This is a genomic window from Streptococcus sp. A23 (assembly GCF_043674155.1).
GTDB lineage: Bacteria > Bacillota > Bacilli > Lactobacillales > Streptococcaceae > Streptococcus > Streptococcus suis_V.
Genome location: NZ_JBIMJP010000003.1, coordinates 105303 through 129933, shown reverse-complemented (window position 1 = coordinate 129933; position 24631 = coordinate 105303). Strand labels below are relative to the sequence as shown.

28 protein-coding genes and 1 tRNA gene are annotated in these 24631 nt (G+C 46.3%); 4 read left to right on the top strand and 25 right to left on the bottom strand.

Features of this window, described 5'->3' with window-relative positions:
* Positions 1-59: 59 nt before the first annotated feature.
* The 4 genes from ACHBIE_RS03010 to relB form a co-directional block, all read right to left on the bottom strand.
* Complete coding sequence (locus tag ACHBIE_RS03010; protein ID WP_394732681.1) at positions 60-2510, bottom strand: ATP-dependent Clp protease ATP-binding subunit; 2451 nt, start codon at positions 2508-2510, stop codon at positions 60-62.
* A gap of 4 nt (positions 2511-2514) precedes the next feature.
* The gene (locus ACHBIE_RS03005; RefSeq protein ID WP_105111716.1) at positions 2515-2973 is read right to left on the bottom strand and encodes a CtsR family transcriptional regulator; all 459 of its coding nucleotides are present in this window, start codon (positions 2971-2973) and stop codon (positions 2515-2517) included.
* 179 nt (positions 2974-3152) lie between these two features.
* On the bottom strand, positions 3153-3413 hold the full coding sequence (locus tag ACHBIE_RS03000) for a type II toxin-antitoxin system RelE/ParE family toxin (RefSeq protein WP_105111717.1): 261 nt from the start codon (positions 3411-3413) through the stop codon (positions 3153-3155).
* A gap of 1 nt (position 3414) precedes the next feature.
* On the bottom strand, positions 3415-3636 hold the full coding sequence (relB, locus tag ACHBIE_RS02995) for a type II toxin-antitoxin system RelB family antitoxin (RefSeq protein ID WP_105111718.1): 222 nt from the start codon (positions 3634-3636) through the stop codon (positions 3415-3417).
* Positions 3637-3916: 280 nt separating this feature from the next.
* On the opposite strand from relB, the gene ACHBIE_RS02990 reads away from it, so the two are divergent.
* The gene (locus ACHBIE_RS02990) at positions 3917-4252 is read left to right on the top strand and encodes a thioredoxin family protein (protein ID WP_105111719.1); all 336 of its coding nucleotides are present in this window, start codon (positions 3917-3919) and stop codon (positions 4250-4252) included.
* Positions 4253-4373: 121 nt separating this feature from the next.
* Here the strand turns inward: ACHBIE_RS02990 and purR are convergent, their stop codons facing one another.
* From purR to ACHBIE_RS02945, 9 genes are all read right to left on the bottom strand, one after another.
* Positions 4374-5192: a pur operon repressor gene (gene purR, locus ACHBIE_RS02985; RefSeq protein ID WP_105111720.1), complete on the bottom strand. Its 819-nt coding sequence runs from the start codon at positions 5190-5192 to the stop codon at positions 4374-4376.
* Positions 5193-5283: 91 nt separating this feature from the next.
* The gene (locus ACHBIE_RS02980; protein ID WP_172067719.1) at positions 5284-6162 is read right to left on the bottom strand and encodes a phosphotransferase; all 879 of its coding nucleotides are present in this window, start codon (positions 6160-6162) and stop codon (positions 5284-5286) included.
* Between the two features lie 2 nt (positions 6163-6164).
* Positions 6165-7109: a 3'-5' exoribonuclease YhaM family protein gene (locus tag ACHBIE_RS02975; protein ID WP_105122241.1), complete on the bottom strand. Its 945-nt coding sequence runs from the start codon at positions 7107-7109 to the stop codon at positions 6165-6167.
* The gene (locus tag ACHBIE_RS02970; protein WP_105136986.1) at positions 7099-8337 is read right to left on the bottom strand and encodes a DNA recombination protein RmuC; all 1239 of its coding nucleotides are present in this window, start codon (positions 8335-8337) and stop codon (positions 7099-7101) included. The genes ACHBIE_RS02975 and ACHBIE_RS02970 overlap by 11 nt, the downstream gene beginning before the upstream one ends.
* Positions 8338-8970 carry a thiamine diphosphokinase gene (locus ACHBIE_RS02965; protein ID WP_394732680.1) on the bottom strand — a complete coding sequence of 211 codons (633 nt, stop codon included), beginning with the start codon at positions 8968-8970 and terminating at the stop codon, positions 8338-8340.
* On the bottom strand, positions 8963-9622 hold the full coding sequence (rpe, locus tag ACHBIE_RS02960) for a ribulose-phosphate 3-epimerase (RefSeq protein WP_257103987.1): 660 nt from the start codon (positions 9620-9622) through the stop codon (positions 8963-8965). Before rpe ends, ACHBIE_RS02965 begins: the two co-directional genes overlap by 8 nt.
* A gap of 13 nt (positions 9623-9635) precedes the next feature.
* Positions 9636-10511 (bottom strand): ribosome small subunit-dependent GTPase A, encoded by an 876-nt coding sequence (gene rsgA / locus ACHBIE_RS02955; RefSeq protein ID WP_394732679.1) that lies wholly within the window; start codon positions 10509-10511, stop codon positions 9636-9638.
* Positions 10512-10646: 135 nt separating this feature from the next.
* Complete coding sequence (locus ACHBIE_RS02950; RefSeq protein WP_394732678.1) at positions 10647-11489, bottom strand: cation:proton antiporter; 843 nt, start codon at positions 11487-11489, stop codon at positions 10647-10649.
* Between the two features lie 25 nt (positions 11490-11514).
* A complete protein-coding gene (locus ACHBIE_RS02945) occupies positions 11515-11826 on the bottom strand; it encodes a cation:proton antiporter (protein ID WP_394732677.1) in 312 nt (103 codons plus the stop codon).
* 262 nt (positions 11827-12088) lie between these two features.
* On the opposite strand from ACHBIE_RS02945, the gene ACHBIE_RS02940 reads away from it, so the two are divergent.
* Positions 12089-12170, top strand: a tRNA-Leu gene (locus ACHBIE_RS02940).
* A 53-nt stretch (positions 12171-12223) separates the two neighbouring features.
* On the opposite strand, the gene ACHBIE_RS02935 is transcribed toward ACHBIE_RS02940, so the two are convergent.
* From ACHBIE_RS02935 to ACHBIE_RS02915, 5 genes are all read right to left on the bottom strand, one after another.
* A complete protein-coding gene (locus tag ACHBIE_RS02935) occupies positions 12224-14656 on the bottom strand; it encodes an LTA synthase family protein (RefSeq protein WP_394732676.1) in 2433 nt (810 codons plus the stop codon).
* 12 nt (positions 14657-14668) lie between these two features.
* Positions 14669-16399, bottom strand: coding sequence for a hypothetical protein (locus ACHBIE_RS02930; protein WP_257117154.1), 1731 nt, complete (start codon positions 16397-16399; stop codon positions 14669-14671).
* 201 nt (positions 16400-16600) lie between these two features.
* The gene (gene rsmA / locus ACHBIE_RS02925; protein WP_394732675.1) at positions 16601-17473 is read right to left on the bottom strand and encodes a 16S rRNA (adenine(1518)-N(6)/adenine(1519)-N(6))-dimethyltransferase RsmA; all 873 of its coding nucleotides are present in this window, start codon (positions 17471-17473) and stop codon (positions 16601-16603) included.
* Between the two features lie 113 nt (positions 17474-17586).
* Positions 17587-17844 carry a Txe/YoeB family addiction module toxin gene (locus tag ACHBIE_RS02920; protein WP_172059171.1) on the bottom strand — a complete coding sequence of 86 codons (258 nt, stop codon included), beginning with the start codon at positions 17842-17844 and terminating at the stop codon, positions 17587-17589.
* Position 17845: 1 nt separating this feature from the next.
* Entirely contained in the window at positions 17846-18106 is a 261-nt protein-coding gene (locus ACHBIE_RS02915; RefSeq protein ID WP_172094746.1) for a type II toxin-antitoxin system Phd/YefM family antitoxin, read from the bottom strand.
* Between the two features lie 245 nt (positions 18107-18351).
* Here ACHBIE_RS02915 and ACHBIE_RS02910 point away from each other — a divergent pair, with 245 nt between their 5' ends.
* Positions 18352-18435, top strand: a complete 84-nt coding sequence (locus ACHBIE_RS02910; RefSeq protein WP_392367263.1) for a putative holin-like toxin — start codon at positions 18352-18354, stop codon at positions 18433-18435.
* A 184-nt stretch (positions 18436-18619) separates the two neighbouring features.
* Here ACHBIE_RS02910 and ACHBIE_RS02905 read toward each other — a convergent pair whose 3' ends face one another.
* The 5 genes from ACHBIE_RS02905 to ACHBIE_RS02885 all read right to left on the bottom strand — a co-directional run bounded on the left by ACHBIE_RS02905 (position 18620) and on the right by ACHBIE_RS02885 (position 22233).
* Positions 18620-19075, bottom strand: a complete 456-nt coding sequence (locus ACHBIE_RS02905) for an 8-oxo-dGTP diphosphatase (protein WP_394732674.1) — start codon at positions 19073-19075, stop codon at positions 18620-18622.
* 4 nt (positions 19076-19079) lie between these two features.
* Complete coding sequence (locus tag ACHBIE_RS02900; RefSeq protein WP_105122251.1) at positions 19080-19448, bottom strand: hypothetical protein; 369 nt, start codon at positions 19446-19448, stop codon at positions 19080-19082.
* Positions 19441-20031, bottom strand: a complete 591-nt coding sequence (gene rnmV / locus ACHBIE_RS02895) for a ribonuclease M5 (protein ID WP_161943339.1) — start codon at positions 20029-20031, stop codon at positions 19441-19443. Before rnmV ends, ACHBIE_RS02900 begins: the two co-directional genes overlap by 8 nt.
* Complete coding sequence (locus ACHBIE_RS02890) at positions 19994-20776, bottom strand: TatD family hydrolase (RefSeq protein ID WP_105122253.1); 783 nt, start codon at positions 20774-20776, stop codon at positions 19994-19996. Before ACHBIE_RS02890 ends, rnmV begins: the two co-directional genes overlap by 38 nt.
* A gap of 230 nt (positions 20777-21006) precedes the next feature.
* A complete protein-coding gene (locus ACHBIE_RS02885) occupies positions 21007-22233 on the bottom strand; it encodes an ArgE/DapE family deacylase (protein ID WP_172079658.1) in 1227 nt (408 codons plus the stop codon).
* A gap of 146 nt (positions 22234-22379) precedes the next feature.
* Between ACHBIE_RS02885 and ACHBIE_RS02880 the strand changes: the two genes are divergently transcribed.
* Complete coding sequence (locus ACHBIE_RS02880) at positions 22380-23261, top strand: diacylglycerol/lipid kinase family protein (protein ID WP_394732673.1); 882 nt, start codon at positions 22380-22382, stop codon at positions 23259-23261.
* 51 nt (positions 23262-23312) lie between these two features.
* On the opposite strand, the gene rpmH is transcribed toward ACHBIE_RS02880, so the two are convergent.
* Positions 23313-23450 (bottom strand): 50S ribosomal protein L34, encoded by a 138-nt coding sequence (gene rpmH / locus ACHBIE_RS02875; RefSeq protein ID WP_018368178.1) that lies wholly within the window; start codon positions 23448-23450, stop codon positions 23313-23315.
* Between the two features lie 157 nt (positions 23451-23607).
* A complete protein-coding gene (jag, locus tag ACHBIE_RS02870) occupies positions 23608-24618 on the bottom strand; it encodes an RNA-binding cell elongation regulator Jag/EloR (RefSeq protein WP_394732672.1) in 1011 nt (336 codons plus the stop codon).
* Between the last annotated feature and the right edge of the window lie 13 nt (positions 24619-24631).

Sequence of the window (24631 nt, the reverse complement as noted above, 5' to 3'; positions counted from 1 at the left end):
AGATACCTATTTACATTTTATATTTTAGGAAAATGGCGAATGCGTTCTCCCTTTTCTTCTTACACTATGTCAAATTTCAATTGGCCAGCTTTGACGCCCACTTTAAGGGTTTGACCGCCAACCAGGTCACCACGCAAGAGCATTTCTGCCAATGAATCTTCCAGCTTGGTCTGCAAGAGACGGCGGAGCGGACGGGCACCCATTTCTGGATCGTAGCCTTCTGTCGCTAGGAGTTTGAGAGCAGACGGTTGCAACTTGAGGGTCAGACCACGCTCGGCCGTGATGGCCATCAGCGGCTGCACCATGACCTTGACAATATCCTGCATATCCGCTTCAGATAGACTGTGGAATACAACCTTTTCATCAATACGGTTGATAAACTCTGGGCGGTAGGCCTTTTTCAATTCCTCGAAAATCCGTTTTTCCACATGCTCCTGGCTCTTGGACAAATCAAGGGCACCAAAACCAACCGTCTTATCGTCCCTCAGGGCAGCTGCCCCAAGGTTGGAGGTCATGATAATAATCGTATTAGAGAAATCTACCTTACGCCCCTTGTTGTCTGTCAAGACACCGTCGTCCAAGACCTGGAGGAGGATATTGAAAATATCTGGGTGGGCCTTTTCAACCTCGTCAAAGAGAAGGACAGAGTAAGGCTTGTTGCGGACTTTTTCCGTCAACTCGCCACCCTCTTCATAGCCAACATAGCCTGGAGGCGCACCGTTGAGGCGGCTGGCCGCAAATTTCTCCATATACTCGGACATATCAAAGCGGATTAGTGCCGACTCATCATCAAAGAGGACTTCTGCCAGGGCCTTAGCCAGCTCGGTCTTGCCGACACCTGTTGGCCCCAGGAACATAAAGGAACCGATTGGACGGCGACCGGTCCGAATGCCAGACTGATTGCGTCGAATGGCTCTGCTGACGGCTGAGATGGCCTGGTCCTGACCGATGACCCGCTTGTGGAGTTCTGCTTCCAGGTTCAGGTATTTCTTGGCATCTGTCTGGCTGAGTTTCTGCACTGGAATACCCGACAGGCGACTGAGGGTCTCCAAAATATCTGCCTCCGTCACTTCTAAGTCGTAACCTTGGCCGGCTTTAACAGCCTCTTTCTCAGCCAGGAGGAGCTTGCTGACCGTTTTGTATTTGCCAGCCATGAGGGCCTGGTCAAGGACTGTCAAGCCTGTCGCAACTGGCTGACCCTTGACACGGTTCTGCACCCTTGCCGCTGATTCGTCTAGTAAGTCAATTGCTGAATCCGGCAGGCGTTTGCTGGTCAAATACCGCTTGGCATAGGTCACGGCCGTCTCGACAGCACTATCTGTGATTTGGACCCTGTGGTATTTTTCAAAAGTCCCTTTGAGACCTGCCAAAATGGCAATGCTGTCCGCCACTGTTGGTTCTTCGATGATGACCTTGGCAAAACGGCGAACCAGAGCAGCATCCTTTTCGATATGTTTCTGATATTCCGACTGGGTCGTCGCACCAAGCGTCCGCAGAGTGCCACGCGCCAGAGCAGGCTTGAGGATATTGGCCGCATCCATGGTCGAATCAATCCCAGAACCAGAGCCCATAATAGTATGAAGCTCATCAATGAAAAGAATCACCTGACCATCTTCTTCGATGTCGTTTATGATATTGTTCATCCGCTCCTCAAAATCCCCACGGAAACGGGTCCCAGAAACCACACTCATCAAATCCAGCTCCAAGACCCGCATCTTAGCCAGACTAGGCGGAACATCTCCCGACGCTATACGCTGAGCAAGTCCCAGGGCCAGGGCTGTTTTCCCGACACCCGCATCACCGACCAAGACAGGATTATTCTTGGTCTTGCGCGATAAAATCTGCACCATACGCGAAATCTCAGTATCACGACCGATAACAGGCTCCATCTTGCCTTCACGAGCCAAGGCAGTCAAGTCACGGGTGTAATCTTCCAAACCACCTGTCTGGGGCTGAGGCATACCGCCACCCATCATCTGCCCCATGGTCTGTTGAGGAGCCTTGCGCCCCTTCAAGGCCAGACGAATGGCCTTAAGATCTTCCTTGTTGAAGCCTGCACGGGTCTCAAGATTTTTCCGCAAATCTAGCAGGCGAATCTTATCATCCGAGTCTTCATGGTGAAAACCAACCTTGTCCAAAATCTGACTGGCCACTGTTTTCTTGTCCAAAAGCATGGCTAGGAAAAGATGCTCTGTTCCTACTTCCTTAGCCTTGACGGCCTGCGCAATGGTTTTGGCATTGGCTGCCTTCTCATCCAAACGCTTGGACGACGGCAAAATCTTGAAGGACTCTATGTCCTCCTGATAGACTTTTTCGGTCACGACAAAGGTAGCATGCTCATAGTCTGCCACACTAGGTGGATAATCTGCCAGGACCGCTCCAGCCACTGTATCTTGGTTGATAACAAAGGCCAAGAGCACATGCCAGGTCTCCAACAAATCACTACTATAACGTTGGGCAATCAGCTGGGCATCCTCAAAGACCCGTTTCAATCCCTTTGAAATATTCATTCCCCTAATCCTCTTTCCTATCTAAACGGCGTAAAATCTGACGCATCATGCGGGCCCGGATACCTGCTGCTTCCTTGCCGAGCACCTCATCTGTACCCGTCGCAAGAAACAAATTGCCCTCGCGCTCTGTCATCAATTTCTCATCAAACAAGAGCTGTAAAATATCATTATAAACGGTCGCAGACAACTGGTCGCCCATATTATTTAACAAATCACGAACCAATTCATGCTTGTCCGAAAAGGTAATGCGGCCAATTCGAATATAGCCTCCGCCACCGCGTTTACTTTCCACAATATAACCCCGACTGGCTGTAAACCGTGTCTTAATGACATAGTTTATCTGACTGGGCACGACCTCAAACCGACTAGCCAATTCACTCCGACGGAGTTCCGCCACATTGACCTGCTCCAAGATAGCCTTGATATGCTCTTCGATATAGTCTGATGTATTTTTCATCGCCATGGAATCGCCTCTTTCTTTGACTTTCTTTGACCATTATACCCTAAAAAGAGGATTTTTTAAAGTAAAACTCTTTTCCAAGCAAATGGGAACATATAATATGCCTGAAAAACATTTATTTTTTAGTTTTTCTTCAAAATATCTACCAAGCAAGGAAAACAATAAAGACTGGTCAAACCAGCCTAATAAACATCTTTCCGGTATCCAAACTCAAGGGCTAGAATAACCATCTTATCCTCTTGAATATCGTAAATCAGTCTGTAATCTCCGATACGATAGCCCCATTCATTAGCTCGCTTATCTGTCAAGCCCTTGCCATGCTGCCTAGGATTTTCTGTACCGTCCAGATGTTTGTCAATCCAGGCAAATAGTAACCTCTGTACCTGCTTATCCATTTTACGAATCTGACGCTGTGCTCTTTTGGAATAGTCAATACGGTACATGTTAAAAACCTAGCTCTTTCTTGAAGTCAGCGTGCGAAATGGTTTCAGGGTCGTCTTGGTACTCCTTATAGGCTTGGTGGTAGATTTTTAAATCAAACTCATCTTCTATAGTCCGCTCCAGCGCCTTCTTAAATAAACTCGAGAGGCTTTGGCCTGTCAACTGCGCGTAACTTTTGAAAAAAGTTTCCTCTTCTTGGTTCAATCGAACTGTCACTGTACCCATGCTTTTCCCTCTTTTGTGTTACATTGTAGCACATTTGCCAAAAAAGGCAAACTATCCCCCCTCTTATATGGTTCTACTTACGCTAATTCTGCGCCCTCTATTTTTCCCCACCCTGTCCGACGCTCTAGGAGGCCAGTGACCTCAAGAATTAGAAGACGGTTCAGGAGTTACAAACACGGGACAAGAGCAATAACTACAGAAGATAAAGCTCCCAACGTAGCAGACTTTTGTAATTCTTGCTAAATTCTTCTATAATGTAAGAAAAAAAGGGGGGAACATTATGGATTTCCAAACTTACATCGAAGATTTTACAACTGTTACTGTGCAAGAGGCTGAAAAGCTCTTGGCAGATAAAGAGGGGGACATTCTCTTCATCGGTCGCGCCACCTGCCCCTACTGCAATCGCTTTGTACCGAAACTCCACAAGGTCGCTCAGGAAAATCAGCTGACCGTCAACTTCCTGGACTCTAGCCAGATGAGCCCAGCTCTTCAAAACCTTCGTGACCACTACGGTGTCCCAACTGTACCAGGTCTCCTCGTCGCCAAAGCAGACGGTGTCCAAGTTCGTTGCGACTCTAGCATGACGGAAGAAGAGATTTTGAATTTCCTTTCTTAATTCAGCACAAAAGCACTGACCATCACGGCCAGTGCTTTTTAAGGAGATTATGAAAAATATTTAGGATTGGTATTAGTATACCCCAAATTTTCCATCTCTCCATCGGTCTTGAGACGGATTATTACTTGCTATCAAAAATATTTCCCAACTCAACGTCCACTCGGTTTTCTTTGACATTGATATCGGTCACGGCTAGCAGAGACTTGTAGTTAGCCACACTGCGGTCGCCTTTTTGATTTTCCGCAAAAACTGCTACACCGACCAAGGTCGAGTCAAACTCTGTCAAGAGGCTAATCATACCGTTGATAGTGCCACCATTTTTCAAAAAGTCATCGACAATGAGCACCCGGCTACCGGCCTTGAGACTGCGCTTAGAGAGGAACATCTTCTCGATCCGGTCGCTAGAACCCGACACATAGTTGACCGAAACGGTCGAACCTTCAGTAATTTTCAAGTCCCGACGAACGATAACAAAGGGAACATTGAGGACGTTGGCAACGGCATTGGCCAAAGGAACCCCCTTGGTCGCCACGGTCATAACAGCATCAATCTTCTCTGCCTTAAAGGCATCCGCGATAATGCGGCCAACATTTTTTAATACATGGGGCGTCGACAGCAAATCCGACGAATAAATATAGCCACCAGGCAGGATACGGCTACTTTCCGCCATCTGATTGCGAAGACTCTGGGCAATCTCAATCGACTCTTCCTTAGAAATAGACGGCGTAAAGACAACACCCCCACTAGCACCCGTAATGGTCTCGATATGTCCGATAGAGCTCTCTTCAAAAGCTTTTTTGATAATGGCAATGTCCTCTGAAATCGAAGACTTGGCTGATTCGTACTTTTCCGCAAAGGTATTCAAACTGGTTAATTCATAGGGGTGGTTAATCAGGTAATTGGAAATAACCACCATCCGTTCACTTCTTCTTAATTTCATAACGATTTCCTCTTTCACTTTTTTTCATTATACCACACCAACACACAAAAAGCGAACTTTTTCTATCAAGAAAGTCCGCTTTTTTCGTTTTTTATCTATTTTTACCTAGATACCAGGAGGGAATGACCTCCTTATAGCCCTGATACCAATCAAAAAGCTGTTTAGCCTGCGTTTTCATCAGAGAAATCTGGTCTGGATTCACCTCTTCCGCCCAGACCAAGGCTCCAATGCTATTGACCGTCAGATAAAGGGCCAGCAGCTGCCAAAATTCTTCTGGAATAGTCTCTTCAAAATAGGCATCCAGCATCCCTCGAGCCAAAGCTGGAGAAGTTTCCACTGTAAATATCAGTCGATTGAACTCCTCCCAAGGATCGCCCTTGTCAAAACGATCAAAATCCAGCAGGTAAAGCTGACCATCCTGGCCCACCAACATATTCCCATCATGGAAATCCCCGTGGTGATAAGCAATCGGACGACCCCCTACCAAGTGACGACTGCGCTCGATGAACTCCAACATAGCCTGCCCCTGCTCATAAGCATGGCTAGCAGTCTGGTAAGCCGCAGTCTTTTTGTCAATTTTAGCCTGATAATAGCTCTCCCAATTCAAGCTAGTCTGGTCAATTGGGATTTGATGAAGGACTTTTAATAGCTTCCCCGCTTGGCAACCTAGCTCATAGAGAGTTTCATCCAACAAATTCGGAGCCGCTTGTCTCAAATCCTCCCCCTCAATCCACTCAAAAATCTGGTAGACTGACTGACCATCATAAGTCAATTCGACTGTTTTTTGCACTGGCAAATTCCTCTCAAACAAGATTTTGAGTAGGGCAAATTCAGCCTGCTTATCGGCCAACTTTTCCACAAGCGCAATCCGTAATAAAAATTTCTGACCATGTTCATCCACAGCCAGAAACTTTTGGTCAGCAGACCAGCCCTTGGTGATGGGCTGGCACGCAATCAATTTGGTTTTCATCTTCATTGGTCAATATCCGGTTTGTAGAAGGCGCGATTGTCCATGGCAAAGATACGGCTGGTCATCTCGCCCGGTCCCACCTTTTCCAGAGCCGTCAGCATCATCATCATTTCCGCATCAATGTTGTCAATCATGTGGAGAATTTCTGCCTCCATGATTTGCGGACGAACTGGGCTACCATATTCCAGCAAACCATGGTGGCTGAGAATAACATGGCGGAGAACGGTTACTTCTTCCAGACTATCATCAATGCCCAATTCCATCAGAACCTTGGTAATTTCTTCATCAATCAAGGAAATGTGCCCAATCAAATTGCCCCGAACAGTATAGCCCGTATTGTCTGGACCTGTCAATTCAATGACCTTGGCTAAGTCGTGCAACATAATCCCGGCAAAGAGCAGGCTCTTGTTGAGCTGCGGATAGACATCGCCAATCTTGTCCGCCAGACGAACCATGGTCGCCGTGTGGAAAGACAAACCGGAGTAAAAGGCATGGTGATTGGTCTTGGCCGCTGGATAGGAATAAAATTCCTTTTCGTACTTGCTGTAGAGAGCCCGAACGATGCGCTGCCAAGTCGCATTTTCAATCTGGAAAATCATCTGACTCAGGTAGTCCTTGGTGTCCTTGACATCAACAGGCGGTTTTTCCTTGAAATCCGCTGGATCATTTGGCTCGCCAGCTTTCGGCAAACGGATCACCAACTGATTGACCTGAGGCGTATTATTGTAAACCTCGCGGCGTCCTTGGACATGAACGACCACTCCAGCCACAAAATCCTTGATTTTTCCCGGTTGGGCATCCCAAACCTTGCCATCAATTTCGCCCGTATCGTCTTGGAAAGTCAGGGCTAGATAATCCTTGCCAGCTCTGGTCTGACGAACATCGGATGACTTGATCAGATAAAATCCTTCGAAGAACTCATCTACTTTCATTTGGTTAATTTTCATCTAAATCCTCTTCTAATGGAGAAATGCCGAGCAGACCCTTGGTCTGGTCGTCTTCGTAGAGTTCAATGGTGCGCAGGGTCCGCTCAATGGCTGACGTCCGTGTCGTCAGGAGCTTGTCAATATTGGAGCTAGCTTGGTTAATCTGGCGCTGGGCCTTGATTAATAGATCGCTGAACTTGCCAAATTCCAGCTTGACATTGCCTAAGACCTTGCTGATGTCGTCGGCCGACCGCTGAATATTGAGGGTCTTAAAGCCGACGGACAGGGAATTGAGCAAGGCAGATAGGGTCGTCGGACCTGCCACTACAATGTTTTCCTGCCGGCGCAGGTCATCAAAGAAAATGGGATTGCGGACCACTTCCGCATAGAGCCCCTCGGTTGGCAAAAAGAGCACACCAAAATTGGTCGTTTCAGGCGGGTTCAGATACTTGCTCTGAATATCCTTGGCAAAGCGCTTGATAGCCGCCAACAGTTGCTTGCGATGAAAGTCAATTTGGTCCCTGTCGCCGGTTTCATAAGCATCTTCCAAACGGTAATAATCCGCCAGGGGAAACTTGGAGTCAATGGGCAGGTAGACATAATCCTCTGCTGATTGCCCCGGCAACTTGACAGCATATTCGACCCGCTCTCCGGAACCCTTAACCGTCGCAAATTCCCTCTCGTACTGGCTGGGCGTCAAAATATCCTCGATAATCTGTCCCAGCTGGAGCTCACCCATGATGCCTCGCGACTTGGTTCCGGACAAAACCTTATTGAGGCTACCAACATCACGCGCCACTGTCTGCATCTCACCCAATCCACGATTGACAGATTCCAACTGCTTGGACACTGTTTCAAATGAGGCTTGCAGGCGAGTTTGCAGGGTTTTCTCTAATTTTTCTTCCACCGTCTGGCGCATCTCTTCCAAGCGTTTTTCGTTGGACTCCTGAATAGCTTGGAGGCGCTGGTCAGTGGCATCACGATTTTGCAGGAGACTGTGGTGAATATCCTGCCGAATGTCTGTTAATTGTTGATAGAGTTCACGCCGGAGTTCATTGACTTCACGGCTGAGAACCTGTTGCTGCTTGAGACTGGTTGATTCCAATTGATAGGTCAACTGGTCCGACAATTGGTCAGCAGTGTCCTCGGCCTGGTCTTGTAACATCAGAGACAAGCTCTGCCATTTTCCATAGAGAAAGACCAAACCGACCACCACCAAAAGCAGCAAGATGATTTGTAGTATTTCCATCTAATCCTTATCCTTGCTGTAAATCAGGACCACATAGCCTGTGTCCAGACTGATGTCCATGTCCCTACCTATAAATTCGTTAGAGGCGTAGCATTTTTTGTAAAAATAATTTTCGTCTTCCAAGGGATACTTGGCATGTTTGATGGTCAAGCGACTGCCGTCGGACGGCATGAAGGAAATATAGGTCATACCCGCAATCGGTGAAATCCTGTGCTGTCCAGCCGGCCGAAAACGAATGACATTCTGCTGGTCCACTAGCTCGATATGCTCCATAAATGGCGCCAAATCAGGTTCTGCTGCCAGAAACAAATTGGTCATGGCATGGTCCATTCGACCGCCAAAGGCTGCGTAAATCTGAACCTGTACCGTTTGATGCCGCTTGAAAATCTCCTTGAGCGCCAATTCCAAGTCCGTATCATCCTTCTCAGCTGGGGCCTTGATAACCAGCTCTGCTCTTTCCTCAATCCGCGATAAATCCGCTGGACTGACCGAGTCAAAATCGCCAACTGCCATATCAAGAGGAAGGTCATTTTCCAAAAGCCGTAAACAACCCGCATCTACCCCCACATATAGGTCCCCAGGCGCAGGCAAGCTGTCAAACTGTCCACCAGCGACGACTGCGGCCCTAATCACGAAGAGCAGCTCTCAACTTGGCAACATTGGCCTCCAAGTCACCCTTGAAGAGGAAGGAGCCAGCCACAAAGACGTTAGCGCCTGCGTCCTTGGCAGAATGAATGGTCTTATCGTCAATACCACCGTCGACCTCGATGTCAAAATCCAATCCCTTAGCCTTGCGCATTTCCACCAAGGCTGCAATCTTTTCAGCCACCTCTGGAATGTAGGCCTGTCCGCCGAAGCCCGGATTGACTGTCATCAGGAGCACTTGGTCTACCAAATTGAGCACAGGCTCAATGGTCACCAAAGGCGTACCCGGATTGATAACCACGCCAACCTTCATACCCGCCGCATGGATTTTCTGTAAGGTTCCATGCAGATGTAGGGTCGCCTCAGCGTGAATGGTTAAAATGTCCGCACCCGCACGGGCAAAGGTTTCGATATGATTTTCTGGATTGGACACCATCAAATGGCAGTCAAAGACCAGTTTGCTATGGGGACGCATGGCAGCCACCACGTCGGCACCGAAACTGATATTGGGCACAAAATGACCGTCCATGACGTCGATGTGGACATATTCAACACCAACCGCCTCTAGGCGCTCCAGTTCTGATTGAAAATTTGCATAATCTGCCGCCAAGATAGATGGCGCAATCTTGTAATGTGACATAGGAACCAACTTTCTATTTGAATTTCTTACTAACTTTGCTATAGGTTTCGCGCTGATTTTGGATTTCGCTCAAAAATTGCAGGTAATTGTCAAAGCGACTTTGGGAAATGGCAGAGCTTTCTACCGCAGCCTTGACTGCACAGTCCGGCTCGTGAGTATGAGTACAAGTTCTGAACTTGCAAGCCTGACTGGCCTCCGCAATTTCTGGGAAACAATCCGTCAGAGCCTCTGCCTCCTTGACCTCGTAGTCCAAGGATGAAAAGCCCGGTGTATCCGCAATTTTCCCGCCGAATACATTGTAAAAACTGACCGCACGTGTCGTATGGCGACCGCGACCAAGGCTGTCTGAAATCGCCCCCGTTTCTAAGGCCAAATCTGGCGCAAGGCGATTGAGCAAGGTCGACTTGCCCACACCTGTCTGACCCATAAAGACCGTGACCTTGTCGGTCAAGAGCGGCGTCAGCTCCTCCAAGCTGTAAATGAAGGGATAGCCAATTTTTTCATAGATGGCCTTGAAGGCATCCATTTCCGCATGGTCCTCCAGTAAATCCATCTTGGAAATGTAAACAATCGGCTCCATCTCCTTTTGCTCCAAGAGCACCAAAAAACGGTCTAAGAGATTGGTATTAAAATCCGGCTCCTTGGCCGACATAATCACGACCGCTTGGTCAATATTGACAATGGGTGGCCGCACCAAGCTATTCTTGCGCTCATGGATTTTTAAAATGTAGCCCTCCGACTGCTCCTCAGCCGAAAAGTCCACAAAATCTCCAACGTAGGGCGTCTGGCCTTTCTTGCGAAAATTTCCCCGCGCTCGGGTCTGATAAATCTGTCCATCCGCCTCGACATAGTAAAAACCAGCCAAGGCCTTAATAATTCTTCCTTGCAAACAAGACTCCTTTGGGTATTCTTATAAGTATTATACCAAAATTCCCTAGAAAAAAGGGAATAACAGGTGTTTAACTGCTACTCCCTCATCTAAAAACTGACTCTTTTTATCCATAGTGCGTTTTTCTACTTACGGCTATTTTTCTAGTAATTCTTTGCCAAATCGGTCCAGCAGGATAGCCCCTAGAGGTGCGGTGACTAGAATCCCCAAAACAGCCACAGATAAAATCAATTGCCCACTAGCCAGACCGGCCGCCAGGGGAATACCACCGATAGCCGCCTGAACAGTTGCCTTGGGCAGATAGGCAATAACACAGAACAGCTTTTCCCGCTTACTAAAGCCATTGCCACTGACGCTAAGCCAGACAGCCAGGGAGCGGATGACCAGGGTCAGAGCAATCAAGCCCAGCGCTGGCAAACCAGCCACTGCAACGTAGGAAATATCCACGATGGACCCGACCAAGACAAAGAGGAAAATTTCCCCAATGACCCACAAACGGCTAAAGAAACCAGCAAACCCTGCAACCTCAACCGGCAAGGCCTGACGATTGACCACCATGGTCGCCACCAGAATAGCCAACAAGCCTGAGAATGGAAACTGATTGGCATAGCGGGCCTCAATCGTCGCCAACAAGAAGGACAAGCTAAAGAGCAAGAGGTATTGGTAGATAGGAGGAAGGCTGTCAGACTGGCGAATTGTTTTCAAGAACCTGGCAAAGGCTAAGCCTGCCAAGACCCCCACTAGCATACTGGTCAGAATAGTCAGTGGAATATTGACCAGGGATAGGACTTGGAAATCCCCCTTCTGAACCAGGCTAAGGAAGGCCGTAAACAGGACAATCACCACCACATCGTCAAATGAGGCCCCCGCCAGTATCATTTGGGGAATTTTCTTCTGATGGCCAACTTTATTTTCAATCAAGTCCACCATGCGCGGAACAAAAACCGCAGGAGATACTGCTGCCATGACACTGCCCATCAGAGCGGCCTCCCCATAGGACAGGTCAAAGAAAAGAGGCGCAGCCGACCAACTCTGCACAGGCTGGTAGGAAGGACATAAGCACGGCTGACCGACCAATGGTCTTGAAATCCGATAATTTTATGGTCAAACCTGCCTTTATCAAAATAATAATCAGGGCAATCTTACGAATATCTGCTGAATTATCCAATAAACTCCTATCAATCCAATTCCCAACATAGGGTCCCAGCATCATACCAACAAGCAGGAAACCAATGATTTTAGGCAGACCACCCTTTTGGCATAGCCAAGAAACAGTAACCGCTGCTATACAAATTAAGGCCAAAGACAATAACATAAACCCCCTCATTTCTCCAAGAAAAATTCAAATCTAGATTGGTATAAACTCCTACACCAAACTATTTGATTAGGAGAAACACATTAGCGCAGGGGTTGATTGTTCAAAAGGCTCGAGGAACCTTTGAAGCTGTGGGGGCAAACGAACTCTTTCAACTTTCTGAGTTCTGGCCCACTCCCAGTATAAGCCAAATAGAGAAAGATGTAAAGTTGCATTTGCCTCTAGCCAAATGAAGAAAAACGTAGTATAATAGTATCTATAAGCGGAGGTGGTGGAACGGCAGACACGCATGCTTCAGGCGCATGTGCCCATCGGGTGTGAGGGTTCAAATCCCTTCCTCCGCATATCATGATAAAAACTCAAAACCCGAGTCAGACAACTGGCTTGGGTTTTAGTGTTATTCCGTAACCTTAAAGAAATTCTTTTGTTTGAGCAGGTAGCCCTTGCCTGTCGATAGGTCGTACTGGACCATCTTGAGTTCTTCTGCTACCTTGGCATCGCGCTCGGTCAAACCCACTCGGTCCTTGTGGAGGACTTCCGTCAAGAGGGCATAGTAAGGGCTGACCTTGGCATTGGTGGTCTCTAGCATGAGGGCATTCATATCGCTTGAATTGACCAACTCGTAATGACGGTCCTCCGTCTCAAAATTGCTCCAAATGAAGTAATCCGTCTTGTATTGGAGGCTAGGGTCTGTCACAAAAGCTGACTCAGGATAGAGCCCCGGCAGGTGGTCGCCATAGAAGACAACCGTTACCTTTTGATCCAACTGCTTGAGCTGGTCCAAGAAATCACGGGTCGACTGGTCCGTAAAGGACAACAGTCTTGCATAGCTGGTCAAATTGGCATTTTCCTCAGCCGTGAAATTGACCCCTGTACCTGTAATGGCAACAGGCTCCTCTGAGTGCCACTGGACATGGTTTTGCATGGTTATAGCCGAGACAAATCGAGGATTACCTGACCGCACCTGCTCCAGTATCAAATCATAGGTCTTCTTATCGCTGACAAAATTCCCCTGATAATCCTCAGCCGTCACCGCAATAGGATGGGTCGTAGAATTCAATGTGTAAAATTGCTCAATCCCCAGCTGCTGGTAGATGGCATTGCGGTTGTAACTGGTATCAAAATAAGGATGGATGGCCACACGCGCCGTGTCCGCATACAAATCACTGATACTTGGCAACTTCTTCATCCGAGGTGCCACATCTAGATATACAGACGAAATGGACGAATTGTAATTGTAAAAAGGCAAGCCACTGTAAACCTGAAACTCAATATTAGCCGTACCCCCACCATAATGGTCACTCTTCATGAGACCGCTGGTCGTCTGGCTCATAATCTGTTCAATATTTGGCAGGACATTCTGGCTCAAGATCACACCCGGAATCCGTCTCGGGTCCGCCAGACTCTCGCTGAGAATGTAAATAACGGTCTGGTCGGTCAGCTGATTGGCACGTTCAGCATTGATTTCCTCTGCCAGCTTTTCATATTTCTTGACGATAGCCTTAATGGTTTTCTCCGAATATCCCTGCGGTTCTTCCATGCTGGTCTTACTCAACTGTTGCAGCCAGAGGAAGGATAGCGTGCGATAACGAGCCACGAAAGCATAGCCCTTCCAATCCACGTTCCGCCAATTATTGACCTGGGACAAAATCGGTATCCAACTGGCAATCTTGTGGTCTTTTTCCTTGCGGATAGCAAAGCCCATTCCCACAATCAAGAAAACAATCATGGCAACCGTCACCAAGCGCTTCCAGAAGGTCTTTACAATTGGCCCCAGGAAATAGCGCCTGTGAATACGACGATAGAAATAAGCGGCGATGATTAGAAAGACGACTGATACAAGGACAATGCGCAAACTGATGAAGCTGAGAATCATCCCCATATTTCCAATCCACTTGAAATCATTTGGAGTCAGAGGCTCTGACCGGTAGCGGAATTTGAGGAAATTGGCTGTAATCAAGGTCACATTGAGGCTGGCAATAACAGCCGCCGACAGGACCTGACGATTGAGCACTAGGCTGATGATGACGTTGAGCAAAAAGAGACAGACTATCTGAAAAATGATGGCACCAGGGAAGAGATGGCGGGTAAAATAAGACCCCGTCGCCCCAGCCATAGAGACCTGATAGCCGATATGGGACAGACTTGCCAGCACCAGACTGATAAAGACCATGCTGTGGACATTGGTCCTGTGGGCCCGAAACTCCTGCCAGGTCTTGACCAGATAGCGTAGGAAGAAATAGATCGCCACAAAGTGTAGCACCGCAAAAATCGGTACCTGTACGAAGAAGTCCTTGTAGATGCCTTTTTCCACCAGCGTTTCATAGTGGCTGTCCTTCCAGTAGGAAATGGCCAGAGGGCTCAAGGACAAGAGACTGGTCAAAAGCAGGTAGCCATCTGCCACCAGATACTTGTCTGACCAGCTCCTCAATTTCCCACGGATTCGCCCATTATTTCGCCAGTAAATAGCCAGCAAAAGAGGCAGGAGCAACATAAGCACCAACTCATACTGGAAGAGATTGTTGCGGAAGATGTTCCAGGGCTGGAATTTCTTAGCGTTGAGGCGATAGACCAGATTGACCAGATAGAGGCCACCGATGAAGTAGCCCACATACTTGGCAAAGACCTTGGTTTTGATAAAGTCTTCATACCTATCCAGCAGGACCAAGATATAAAAAGTAAAAATAAGATAGGCAAGCAAGGGCAGGGGGATAAACCAGAGCGGGAAAGATACTCCACTTAGCAATAGAGCCCGACCCATCGCCAGCAAAACGGTCATAATCATAACCAGAATAAATTGCTTGCTTGCCTTTGGATTGATTTGTTTCATAACATTTCTCTCTTAGGAAAGGCTTGATTTTCGGTAAATAAAGATGTAGTACATCGACCAGACTAGCCATCCAGTCAAACTGATAATGATAACTGGCAGTAACCACCATTGTTGTTTGTAGGATAGGACAAGGGTATTCTTCCCCGGTTGGCTGGTAACCGTTGGCACACCGATTTCGGAAAGTTCTACAGCCTCTCTATCTAAAACGGTGTTATTCAAAACAAGCTGACTGTCTTGGTAAACAATAACTGGTACCGCAGTTTCTTCTGCTTCTGACGCCGTCCAAGTCACCACCAGCTGATTACCATCAACTTCTTTGGCAAAATCTTGATTTGGTAAAATCACTTGGTCACGATAGGTAAAATAGGTATTATCCGACTCTTCGTTGGTCAGATGTCCAGTCTTTTCTGATAAATCTGGTACATAGTCCGGCGTGGATTTCTGAGCAATCTGGATAAATTCGCCCAAGTCTTTAGAATGAAATGAAGCCTGTAACTCTTCCGTCGTCCCGTACAAGGTCGTATGAATTCGTTTTTGCAGGAAAGTATCACTGTAATAATGCCCATTGATTTCCTTATAACTTTCATTCCAGAGGAAACCAACCGAAACAAGCAAAGAAATAATCGTCAAACCAGAAAAGATTTTCTGCATTTTTTCTGACAAACCAGAAACCTGGACCCCTACGACTGCCAGTAAAAGAGCATTGGCATAGAGGAAAAAGCGGAATGGAAATTGGATCAACTCAACTAAGTCAATCCCCTTGCCAGCTACTAATTGCCAAGGGAAGAGGTTGGTTGACAAAATCAAAAATACTGCGTAGGTAAAAGCAAGACCAGCCAGAACCAGCGATTGTTTCTTCCAATTTTTCACCAAGAAATAGAGATAGGTCCCAAAGAAAATTGGCAATGGATATGGATAGTATAGAAAGGCTGTTTTGAGCCACGTTACGGTATTGAGTACAAATTTTTTGTTAACAAATGGTGGTACCAAAGCGTTGGTTGCATTGATATAAACCAGTGGCAACCAGATATTGATAGTCAGGAGCAGAAAAATCCCTACCGACAGGGCTACTTGCCCAATAATCTTCATTTTTTGGTCTGATTTCCACCAACCAATAAGGAAGAGAATGCCATAGGCAATGACCAAGAACAAGGTCGATAGCATATGAACCTGCAACATGAGCCCTACCGCTCCTGCCATGAGGAATTTCGGTACTTTTTTGGTCTGCAAGAAACGCACTGCAGGGATTAAACAAAGCGGAAAGAGAGCCACTCCCCAGCTGGTAAATCCTTGGGTTGCCCACCAATACTGAATGGAGTAGGTCGTCACAAAGAACATAGATAAGAGAATGGAATGAGTATATTTGACCTTGACCTCACGCATGAGGAAATAGAGGGAGGTTGCACTCAGAGTTCCCAAGAAAAGATTGGATAAAATCTGATAGCGGAACCAGGTCCCACTTAAAAGAACTAGCGCCCCCTGTAAATAGGCAAAATAAGGTCCATAGAGAGCATTGACAATCCGTCCTGACTGCTGGTAGCCATACAAACTGATGATATAGGAGAAATTCCCCTCCTTCATCTGCATAGCCGCATCATAGAAACGATTGTAGTGGAAAATCAAGTCCGCACCTGTCACCATGCCCTTAGTGAGCAAGTGGGGAACCAATAATAATAAAGAAAAGCCCACAAATAGGCCCAGGGCTACTAAATGGGGATGCTTTTTTAGCATAGTTTTTAACATATCGATACCTTCATAAAAAAAGAGGGAAATCCTCTCTTGTTTTTGTAAATATTCTGCCAATTTGCAGACAATATTTTTCAAAAGTTAGTCACTTTTCAGTATAGCAAGCTTTCCACCCACTGTCAACGAACAAGGCAAACAGAAAAAAATTTTCCATTAAAATAAATATTGATTGCAGATTTCTCCGCAATCAATACTTGCTTATAAACCGACTTCTTGTAGGCTGTCAGACAGGCGCGCGAAGTCAGCCATGGAAAGTGCTTCTCCACGGACACTGGCTTCCAGCTCTGCCATGCCAAGTGCCTGCGTCAGCTTGTCCTTGACTTCTTCGGACTTGCCAAAATGGTTGGTCAGGTTGTTCCACAAGGTCTTGCGGCGGTGAACAAAGCTGGCCTTGGACACACGGAAGAAGAAATCTTCATCCTTGACGTTCACCAGGGGTTGGTCACGGCGTACCATTTTGAGAATGGCGGAGTCCACGTTTGGTGCAGGTACAAAGACAGTGCGAGGCACGATGAAGGCCACCTTGGCAGTCATGTAGTACTGAACCGCGATGGACAGACTGCCGTAGGCCTTGGTGTTTGGCTCGGCAGAAATGCGGTCGGCCACCTCCCGCTGCATCATGACCACGAACTCGCTGAAGGGAATCTTGCTCTCAATCAGGTGCATGAGGATGGGGGTAGTGATGTAGTAGGGCAGGTTGGCCACAACCTTGATGGGTAGGTCAGGATTCTTGAAATTCTGAATCTGGGTCTGCAGGTCGGTCTTTAGGATATCTTGGTTGACCACAGTCACATTGTCAAAGCGACCCAAGGTATCCGCCAAAATCGGAATCAGGCGGTCGTCAATTTCAAAGGCCATGACTTCGGCGGCACTCTCCGCCAAAAACTCGGTCAAGGCCCCGATTCCAGGCCCGATTTCGATGACATTGACATTCTGGTCAATCTCAGCCGTATCTACAATCTTCTGTAAAATATTGGTATCGGTCAAAAAGTTCTGACCGAAGGATTTCTTAAAGGTAAACCCGTGGCGTTCCAGGACGGCGCGGGTAACGTTTTTGTCTGCGATTCTCATGTGTGTTCTTTCTTGTTTTTTATTTCTAGACAAGCTTCAGATAGACAGCGAGGTAACAAAATCAATTTTAGTCAGTCTGATTATCTACATCTTTTATCTTTTTTCCTCAACCCTCACCTATAATGGTCCTTTAGAGACAAGATATACAATTGGTCTGCTTCTAGCATATAAATCAAGCGATTCTCCGCATCAATCCTTCTTGACCAGGCACCTTGATAGTCATACTTCAAAGGTTCTGGCTTGGCAATGCCTTCAAAAGGATGTCGCTGCATATCCTTGATAATCTTATTGATTCTCTTCAGTGTTTTCTTATCCTGACCTTGCCAATAAAGATAGTCTTCCCAGGCGTCGTCTGTAAAATGGATTCCCATATTAGTCCACCTCTATCAGATTGCGTTCTTGGGTTTGCCCCGCTTTGACTTGAGCCATACCACGCAAGACTTTCTGAGATAGGTAGGCATTCCGAGCAACAGCGAGGGTTTCTTGTAAGCTATCCCACTCGCTCTTTGAGAGTACAACAATATCTTCCTCTGGATTTTTATTAACCACGACCAAAGGCTCAAACTCGTCATTGACCTTTTTCATATAGTCCTTTAAGTGGTTTCGAAAATGGGAATATACAATAGCTTCCATAAGCAATACCTCTCATCATTTCTAGGCTTACTATAGCATAGAAAAAAAGAGTTGTCAAACTTATTGTACAACTCTTCATCAATTCTTATGCGTGTTTCTCATTTTTTGCCTTTTATTTTAAAAAAACGGAATAAAATACTTGTTGTTTTCCGAATTAATCTAGTGTAGGGAAGTTCCGAAGGCGGGACGGAAATCTGATGCAGGAGGTGAGGCCATGGCACAACTCCTTAGAAAGGTGACCGTCGATGTCAGTTTATGAGGCAATTGAGCTAATGATAAACTTTGGCATTCTTTTACTGGCTATTTTAACATTTCACCGAAAAAAATAAACAGTAAAACCGCACTTCCAACTTTGACAGGTCTGTAAGTAGCGGTTTTTCTGTTATCTACAAATCCGTCCCGTCTTTAAAACGGTCCTATTGGTCCTCAAGTGAAAACTTGAGGACCTTTCTATTTATATTCTAGGATTTTTAAGTAAAATTGTCAAGTCTAACAGCAGTTTGCTTCTACATCCTACTTGTTATCAATCTTCCACTCGCCATCTTCAAACCAGTAAAAATTCTCCGTCAGTTGTGGATGTTCAAAGATTTCCAACATGGATTCAAAACTGTCAGCAAGTTGGAGATTCTTCAATTCTGCACGGTCAATCCAGAAGACCTCCCCCTCATCTGAAGTTTGGATAGAGCCTGAAAAATGGCTGGTTTTGTAGCAAAATACCAGATAGCGATACTGGTCAGTAGGATCCGTCCAGTTTTGAATCCCACAGAGTTCGAGATTGGAGACAGTCAAGCCCGTTTCTTCTTTGACCTCGCGGACGACAGAGGAAATAATACTCTCGCCACGTTCGACATGGCCACCCGGAAACGTGACGCCCGGCCACTTTGCTGACTTTCGTTCCTGGACCAACACCCGCTGACCGTCTGTAATCATGCACATATTGGTTAGGATGACTTGTTCTAGTCTAGACATTGCCCTATCTCCCCAGATCATCAAAATAATAGAGATTCAAAAATTCTTCCTCAGTAACTGGACGTTCAAAAGTGTAAAACCAGCGATAGACTTCCACGGCTGGTCCATCAAACTCTACCCTGTCGTCCATTTCTAGCACACCGGCAATATGAAACAAACGGCTCTGCTTCCAAATACCTTCCGCATTGACATAGCCATCTTCAACTGAACCACGCAAATAGTCAGCTAGTTTGTTCTTATCAACCTGCTCATCCTCCCAAACAAGGACATTAGCCGGCAGCAAGTAGGTCACTTCTTCATAAGATGAGTAATTCTCATAAGTTGGCTCAAACTCGTTTTTTACCAAGCACTTAACAGCGTAAACTCTATCCATGATAGCTCACCATACACTCCTCAACTTCCGCCAAGCTTATCCCAAACAGTTCCAAGCGTTTGAGGAGTTGCTTACCATTGCAGTAGCCGATGCGGAGCTTTTCTCCCAGATACTCCCTCCGCTTGCGACTGTCTCCGCCCATAAGGAGCCCTAGGCGCATTAGATCTGACTTGGTGATGTCAAAGTTATGTTCATCATCATAGTAGCCACGAACGCCTGCGAGGGCCTTTTCCAAGTCCTCAAAGCTGGCGTGCTCAATGCCCAAGGACCGCCCTTTTGTCTTAGATTTAGGTGTAGCCTCGTCCCGCTGTAAGAAGGCGTGTTTGACCGTGGGAATGGCCTGCATAATGATCTTTCGAATCCGCTCCCCATTGTAGTCTGGGTCGGTAAAGACAATGACTCCCCGCAGGTCATGGAGTTTCTCGATGCGTTCCAAGTCATCGTCTGATATGGCAGAGCCTCTGGTTTCGTAGGTATCCACCTCATAAAACCGCTTCAAGTTTGCCGTATCGTCCTTTCCCTCGACAACGAGGACTTCTTGTATCTTAATTTTCTGTGTCAATTCTGAACAAGCTCCTTGCATTCTCGTAGGTCGCTCTCGCCACCTCTTCGACCGATTGGTTGCGAAGCTGGGCCAGCATATCCACCACATATCTAGTGTAGCCGGTGCGATTTTCCCGACCACGCTTGGGAACTGGGGCCAGGTAGGGCGCATCCGTCTCGACCAGGATTTTTTCTAGGGGCAATGCTTGCGCCGCTTCCTGAAGTTCGACAGCTTTCTTGAAGGTCACCACTCCCGAGAATGAGATGTGCATACCCAGGTCCATGAAAGCTTGAGCCTCCTCCAGAGTGCCAGAGAAGGAATGCATGATGCCTCCGCGTGGACCGACACCGACTTCCCTGATGATCTGGTAAGTATCTTCCAGAGCGTCGCGAGTATGAACCACAAAGGGTAAGTCCAACTGCTTGGCCAGCTCCATCTGTCGCTTGAAAACACGAGCCTGGGTTTCCTTATCCGCCGTCATCCAATAGTAGTCCAGCCCAATCTCCCCCAGGGCAATGACCTTGGGATGTTTGAGTGCCTCAAGCAAGTAGCTTTCTACTTCCTCATCATAGGTGCCAGCCTCTGTCGGATGCCAGCCCAATGTCAGATAAATTTCAGGGTGCTGGTCAGCAAGCTCCATAGCCTTGTCAATGGTTGCTCGGTCAAAACCGACCAAATTGTGGAGGGTGACCCCCATTTCCTTGGCAAAATCTAATTCCTCTTGAACCCGACCGTCAAACTGCTCTACGTTGAGGTGGGTGTGTGTATCAAAAATTTCTATCATCATACTTCTCTTTCTTTTCTACCATTATACCATAAGCCACCTCTGTATTTGGCTGAGAAAAAGCACCGAACCCTGTCCGATGCTTTCTTTTATGGTCATTCTTCAAGCTGGCCGTCCTTAAATCCTGTGAGATCTTTTCTGTCTCTAGTATATTATATTTTTGAATAGAGTATAAACAGATGACCCCGATAACAGTTTTATCTTTCATCAGTATCCGGCAAACATTCCAATTATGAAAGATAGTCAGATAGAATGGCTTGATAAATCGCAATAAAATCCCAGTACTGCTCCACCGGTAAACGTTCATCAATCTTGTGATTGAGCATGGGAATGCCTGGGCCATAGACGGCCACGTCAAACGTTTTCTCCGACAGAGTAAATTGGGCTGCATCGGTTGTTCCCGATACCGCTAGAGGGACTAAGGTGGTTGGCAGATCGTTTTGTCCTGACAGGTCACCTCCTAAAACCTCTTCCATCTGCTTCAACTGGGCAGGAACCTGTAAACTAGGAAACTGCTGCTGTACTTTCAAAATAGACTGAATGAGTGGAGAATTCTTATCACTAACAACTGGTTTTTGATCAGCAGTCACCTCTATACTTAAATCAAATCCTTCTTGCTCATTCAGCTCTTCAATCACTTCCTTGACTGTTCGAATTACGTCTTGGTTATCAAAAGCAGGGATTGTCCTGGCATTAGCTTCAAAACTTGCCCAATCGGGAATAGAATTCACCTGTTGCCCCCCTGTTACCACCGTAATATTATGAAAGGTTTGACCCAACTCTGGATCAGTATGCTTTGTTGCTTCTTGTGCAATAGCTTCTGATATCTTCAGCATAGCATGATTGAGGTGCTCAATGGCATTGTTCCCGAGTTCTGGCATGGAAGAATGGGCTGCCGTACCCTTGGAAGTGACCTTGTAGTTCAACGAGCCTTTATGAGCATAAATAATCCCAATATTACAAGGTTCTCCAATTAGCATACCATCTAAATCATCCACATAGCCCAGCTTCGTTAGCTGCTTGGAACCATATTCTCCAACTTCTTCACCAACAGTCGCCAACAATCGAATGGTCCCTGAATAGTCTTGTGATTCATGGAGGGCAACCATAGCCAGAACAAGAGCAGCAAGACCCGACTTCATATCTGAAGCTCCCCGTCCCCAAAGAATCTTGTTTTCATCAACGAAACCTGAAAAAGGAGAATGGGTCCAATCCTCGGCATTTCCAGCACTGACAACATCCAAATGACCAGTTAGACCCAATTTTTTCCCAGGCCCATTTGAAATTTCCGCTACTAAACTGGCACGTCTTGGCGCAAATTCCACTAACTCGCTCTCGATGCCATGAGCAGATAAAAACTCTTGAATATAGCGAGCCAGTTCTTCTTCATTGTCATTTTCTGTATTAATCTGTATCATGTCCTGTAACAATTGGACTGCTTCTTCTTTTGTTACCATATCGATCCCTCCTTATAATATCCTAGTATATCACTTTTAATTGTTTTTTGATATATTGAATTCACGTGACAAGGAGCTTCCTTTTGCAATCACAGCCTAAATACCTTATAATATAGAGGTAAGTTGTATTTTGAAAGGAGATTCGCATGAAAAAAGCTTTATTAGTAGTGAATCCTAGTTCTGGTGGGGAACGTGCCCTGGAGTTTAGAGACTTGGCCCAGGTCAAATTGGAGGAATATTTTAACCAAGTCCTTATAAAAGAAACTCAAAAAGGCGGAGATGCTTGCCAATTCGTCAAGGAGGCTGCACAAGAAGGTTTTGACAGTGTCTTTGTCATGGGCGGAGATGGGACAGTTAACGAGGGCATCAGTGGTCTGGCTAAGGAAGAATATCGACCGAATTTTGGATTTTTCCCACTAGGTACGGTCAACGACTTAGCGCGAGCCTTGGGAATTCCCCTTGATCCAGCGCAAGCTATTAAACAATTTGATCCAAACCGTAAGCGCCCTCTTGATATTGGCCAGGTCAACGATAGCTACTTTATGAATGTCGTGGCAATCGGCGCTATTCCACAAGCTATCAATAATATTGATCCAGATGAGAAAACCCGCTATGGGAAGATGGCCTATTTCATCAATGGCTTCAAGGAATTGATAAACAACCAACGCTATGAGTTTCAGATTCAATTAGACGGTGAGACTAAGGAAATTGCCTCGACAACCATCCTGATTGGACTGACTAATTCCATTGGTGGGTTTGAAACCCTTCTTCCAGATGCCAAGGTAGATGACGGCCTTTTACACCTGCTCTATCTGAAAGATAGCCACTTCTTAAATACGGTATCTGCCATTCCTCAGCTGATGGGCGGCGTCACAGAAGAAAGTAATAGCCTGGGTTATGAAACCTTCAAGGAAGGGGAAATCAAACTTCTCGATGGGGACCTACAAATCAACATTGATGGAGACGAGGGAGATCGTCTTCCTATTCGTATCTCGGTCCTTCCATCTCACCTATCTGTTTATTATTAAAAAAGAAAAAACCAGCAGACTCGAGTTTCTGCTGGTTTTACATTCGACTTCTTATGCCACTGCAAGCACTTTACGTCCTTTACGACGACGAGCTGCTAAGACACGACGGCCGTTTTTGGTTGACATACGGTTACGGAATCCGTGTTTACGAGCACGACGGATTTTACTTGGTTGAAAAGTACGTTTCACGATGAATACCTCCTCTTAGATTCTTGTATTCGTTTAGCCGGCTAGTTTTGATCAGTTACTAAACATACCAAACTATTTTATAAGAATTCTGACTGTTTGTCAAGGCATTTTGACCTATTTTCAGTAAGGAGTGTGAAAAAAAGAGGCTAAACCTCTTTTAATCGTTGTGTCCTTCAATGTCCACGACCACATAGCGGTTAGGCTCGCTACCTTCAGAATAGCTGGTCAATCCGTCCATTTTGGAAATAATCCGGTGGATAATCTTGCGCTCGCTGCTAGACATCGGATCTGTGTGATAGGCCTCTTGTTCTGCCAGGACCCGCTCCGCCAATTTTTGAGCGTAGCCTTGCAAGACTTCTGCACGATGTTCCACATAGTCATTAACGTTGATACTGATGTAGAAATTGCGCTCATAGCGGTTGTAGAGGAAGTTCTGCGCCAACAATTGCAACGCCTTCAAGACCTTGCCGTGGTAGCCGATTACGCGACCAGGCTCATTTGTATCAACCTGAATGTTGATGGTACGGCGGTTATAGCTGGTCTCGATCCGTGCCTCAACGTCCATGTCATCCAAGATTTCCTGCACGTAAGCTGATACTTCTGCCACCACCTGCTCAATGTCATGCTGTTGCTCGATTTTAATGTCTAAGTCTGAAAATTCTTCCGATTTTGAAACAGACTCTGTCTCCTCAGTAGCCTCAGGAGTTTCAACAACTTCTTCAATTGTCTCTTCTGCAGAGGCCGGTTGCAGGAGTTCTTCTGGCAAAATTTCGATACGACCTGTTTCTTCTAAAATCGTAGTCGCTTCTTTTTCATTTTTCAGAATCTGAGCCTTGATATCATCCTCTAAGACCTCACCAGACTTTTCGTATTCCTTAACAGCGGCAACAACCTTACCAAGGTCAATCGTCGCTTCTGATACACTTTTCACTGGCTCGTTTTGCTCGTTGATTTCATCTGGAACGCCACGAACAGCCTTCTGGTTAGCCTTGACAACCGTTGTTTCATTGATAACATCAATATCGACGACCGCTGGTCTCTTACCAAAACCAAGGAAACCTTTTTTCTCACGAGCAACGACAGTAATATGTGCCTTCTTACGAGGGATATTTAATTCTGCCAAACCATTTTGGATGGCTTCTTCAACATTTGCACCTGTAAATTTCATCTTTTCTCTCCTA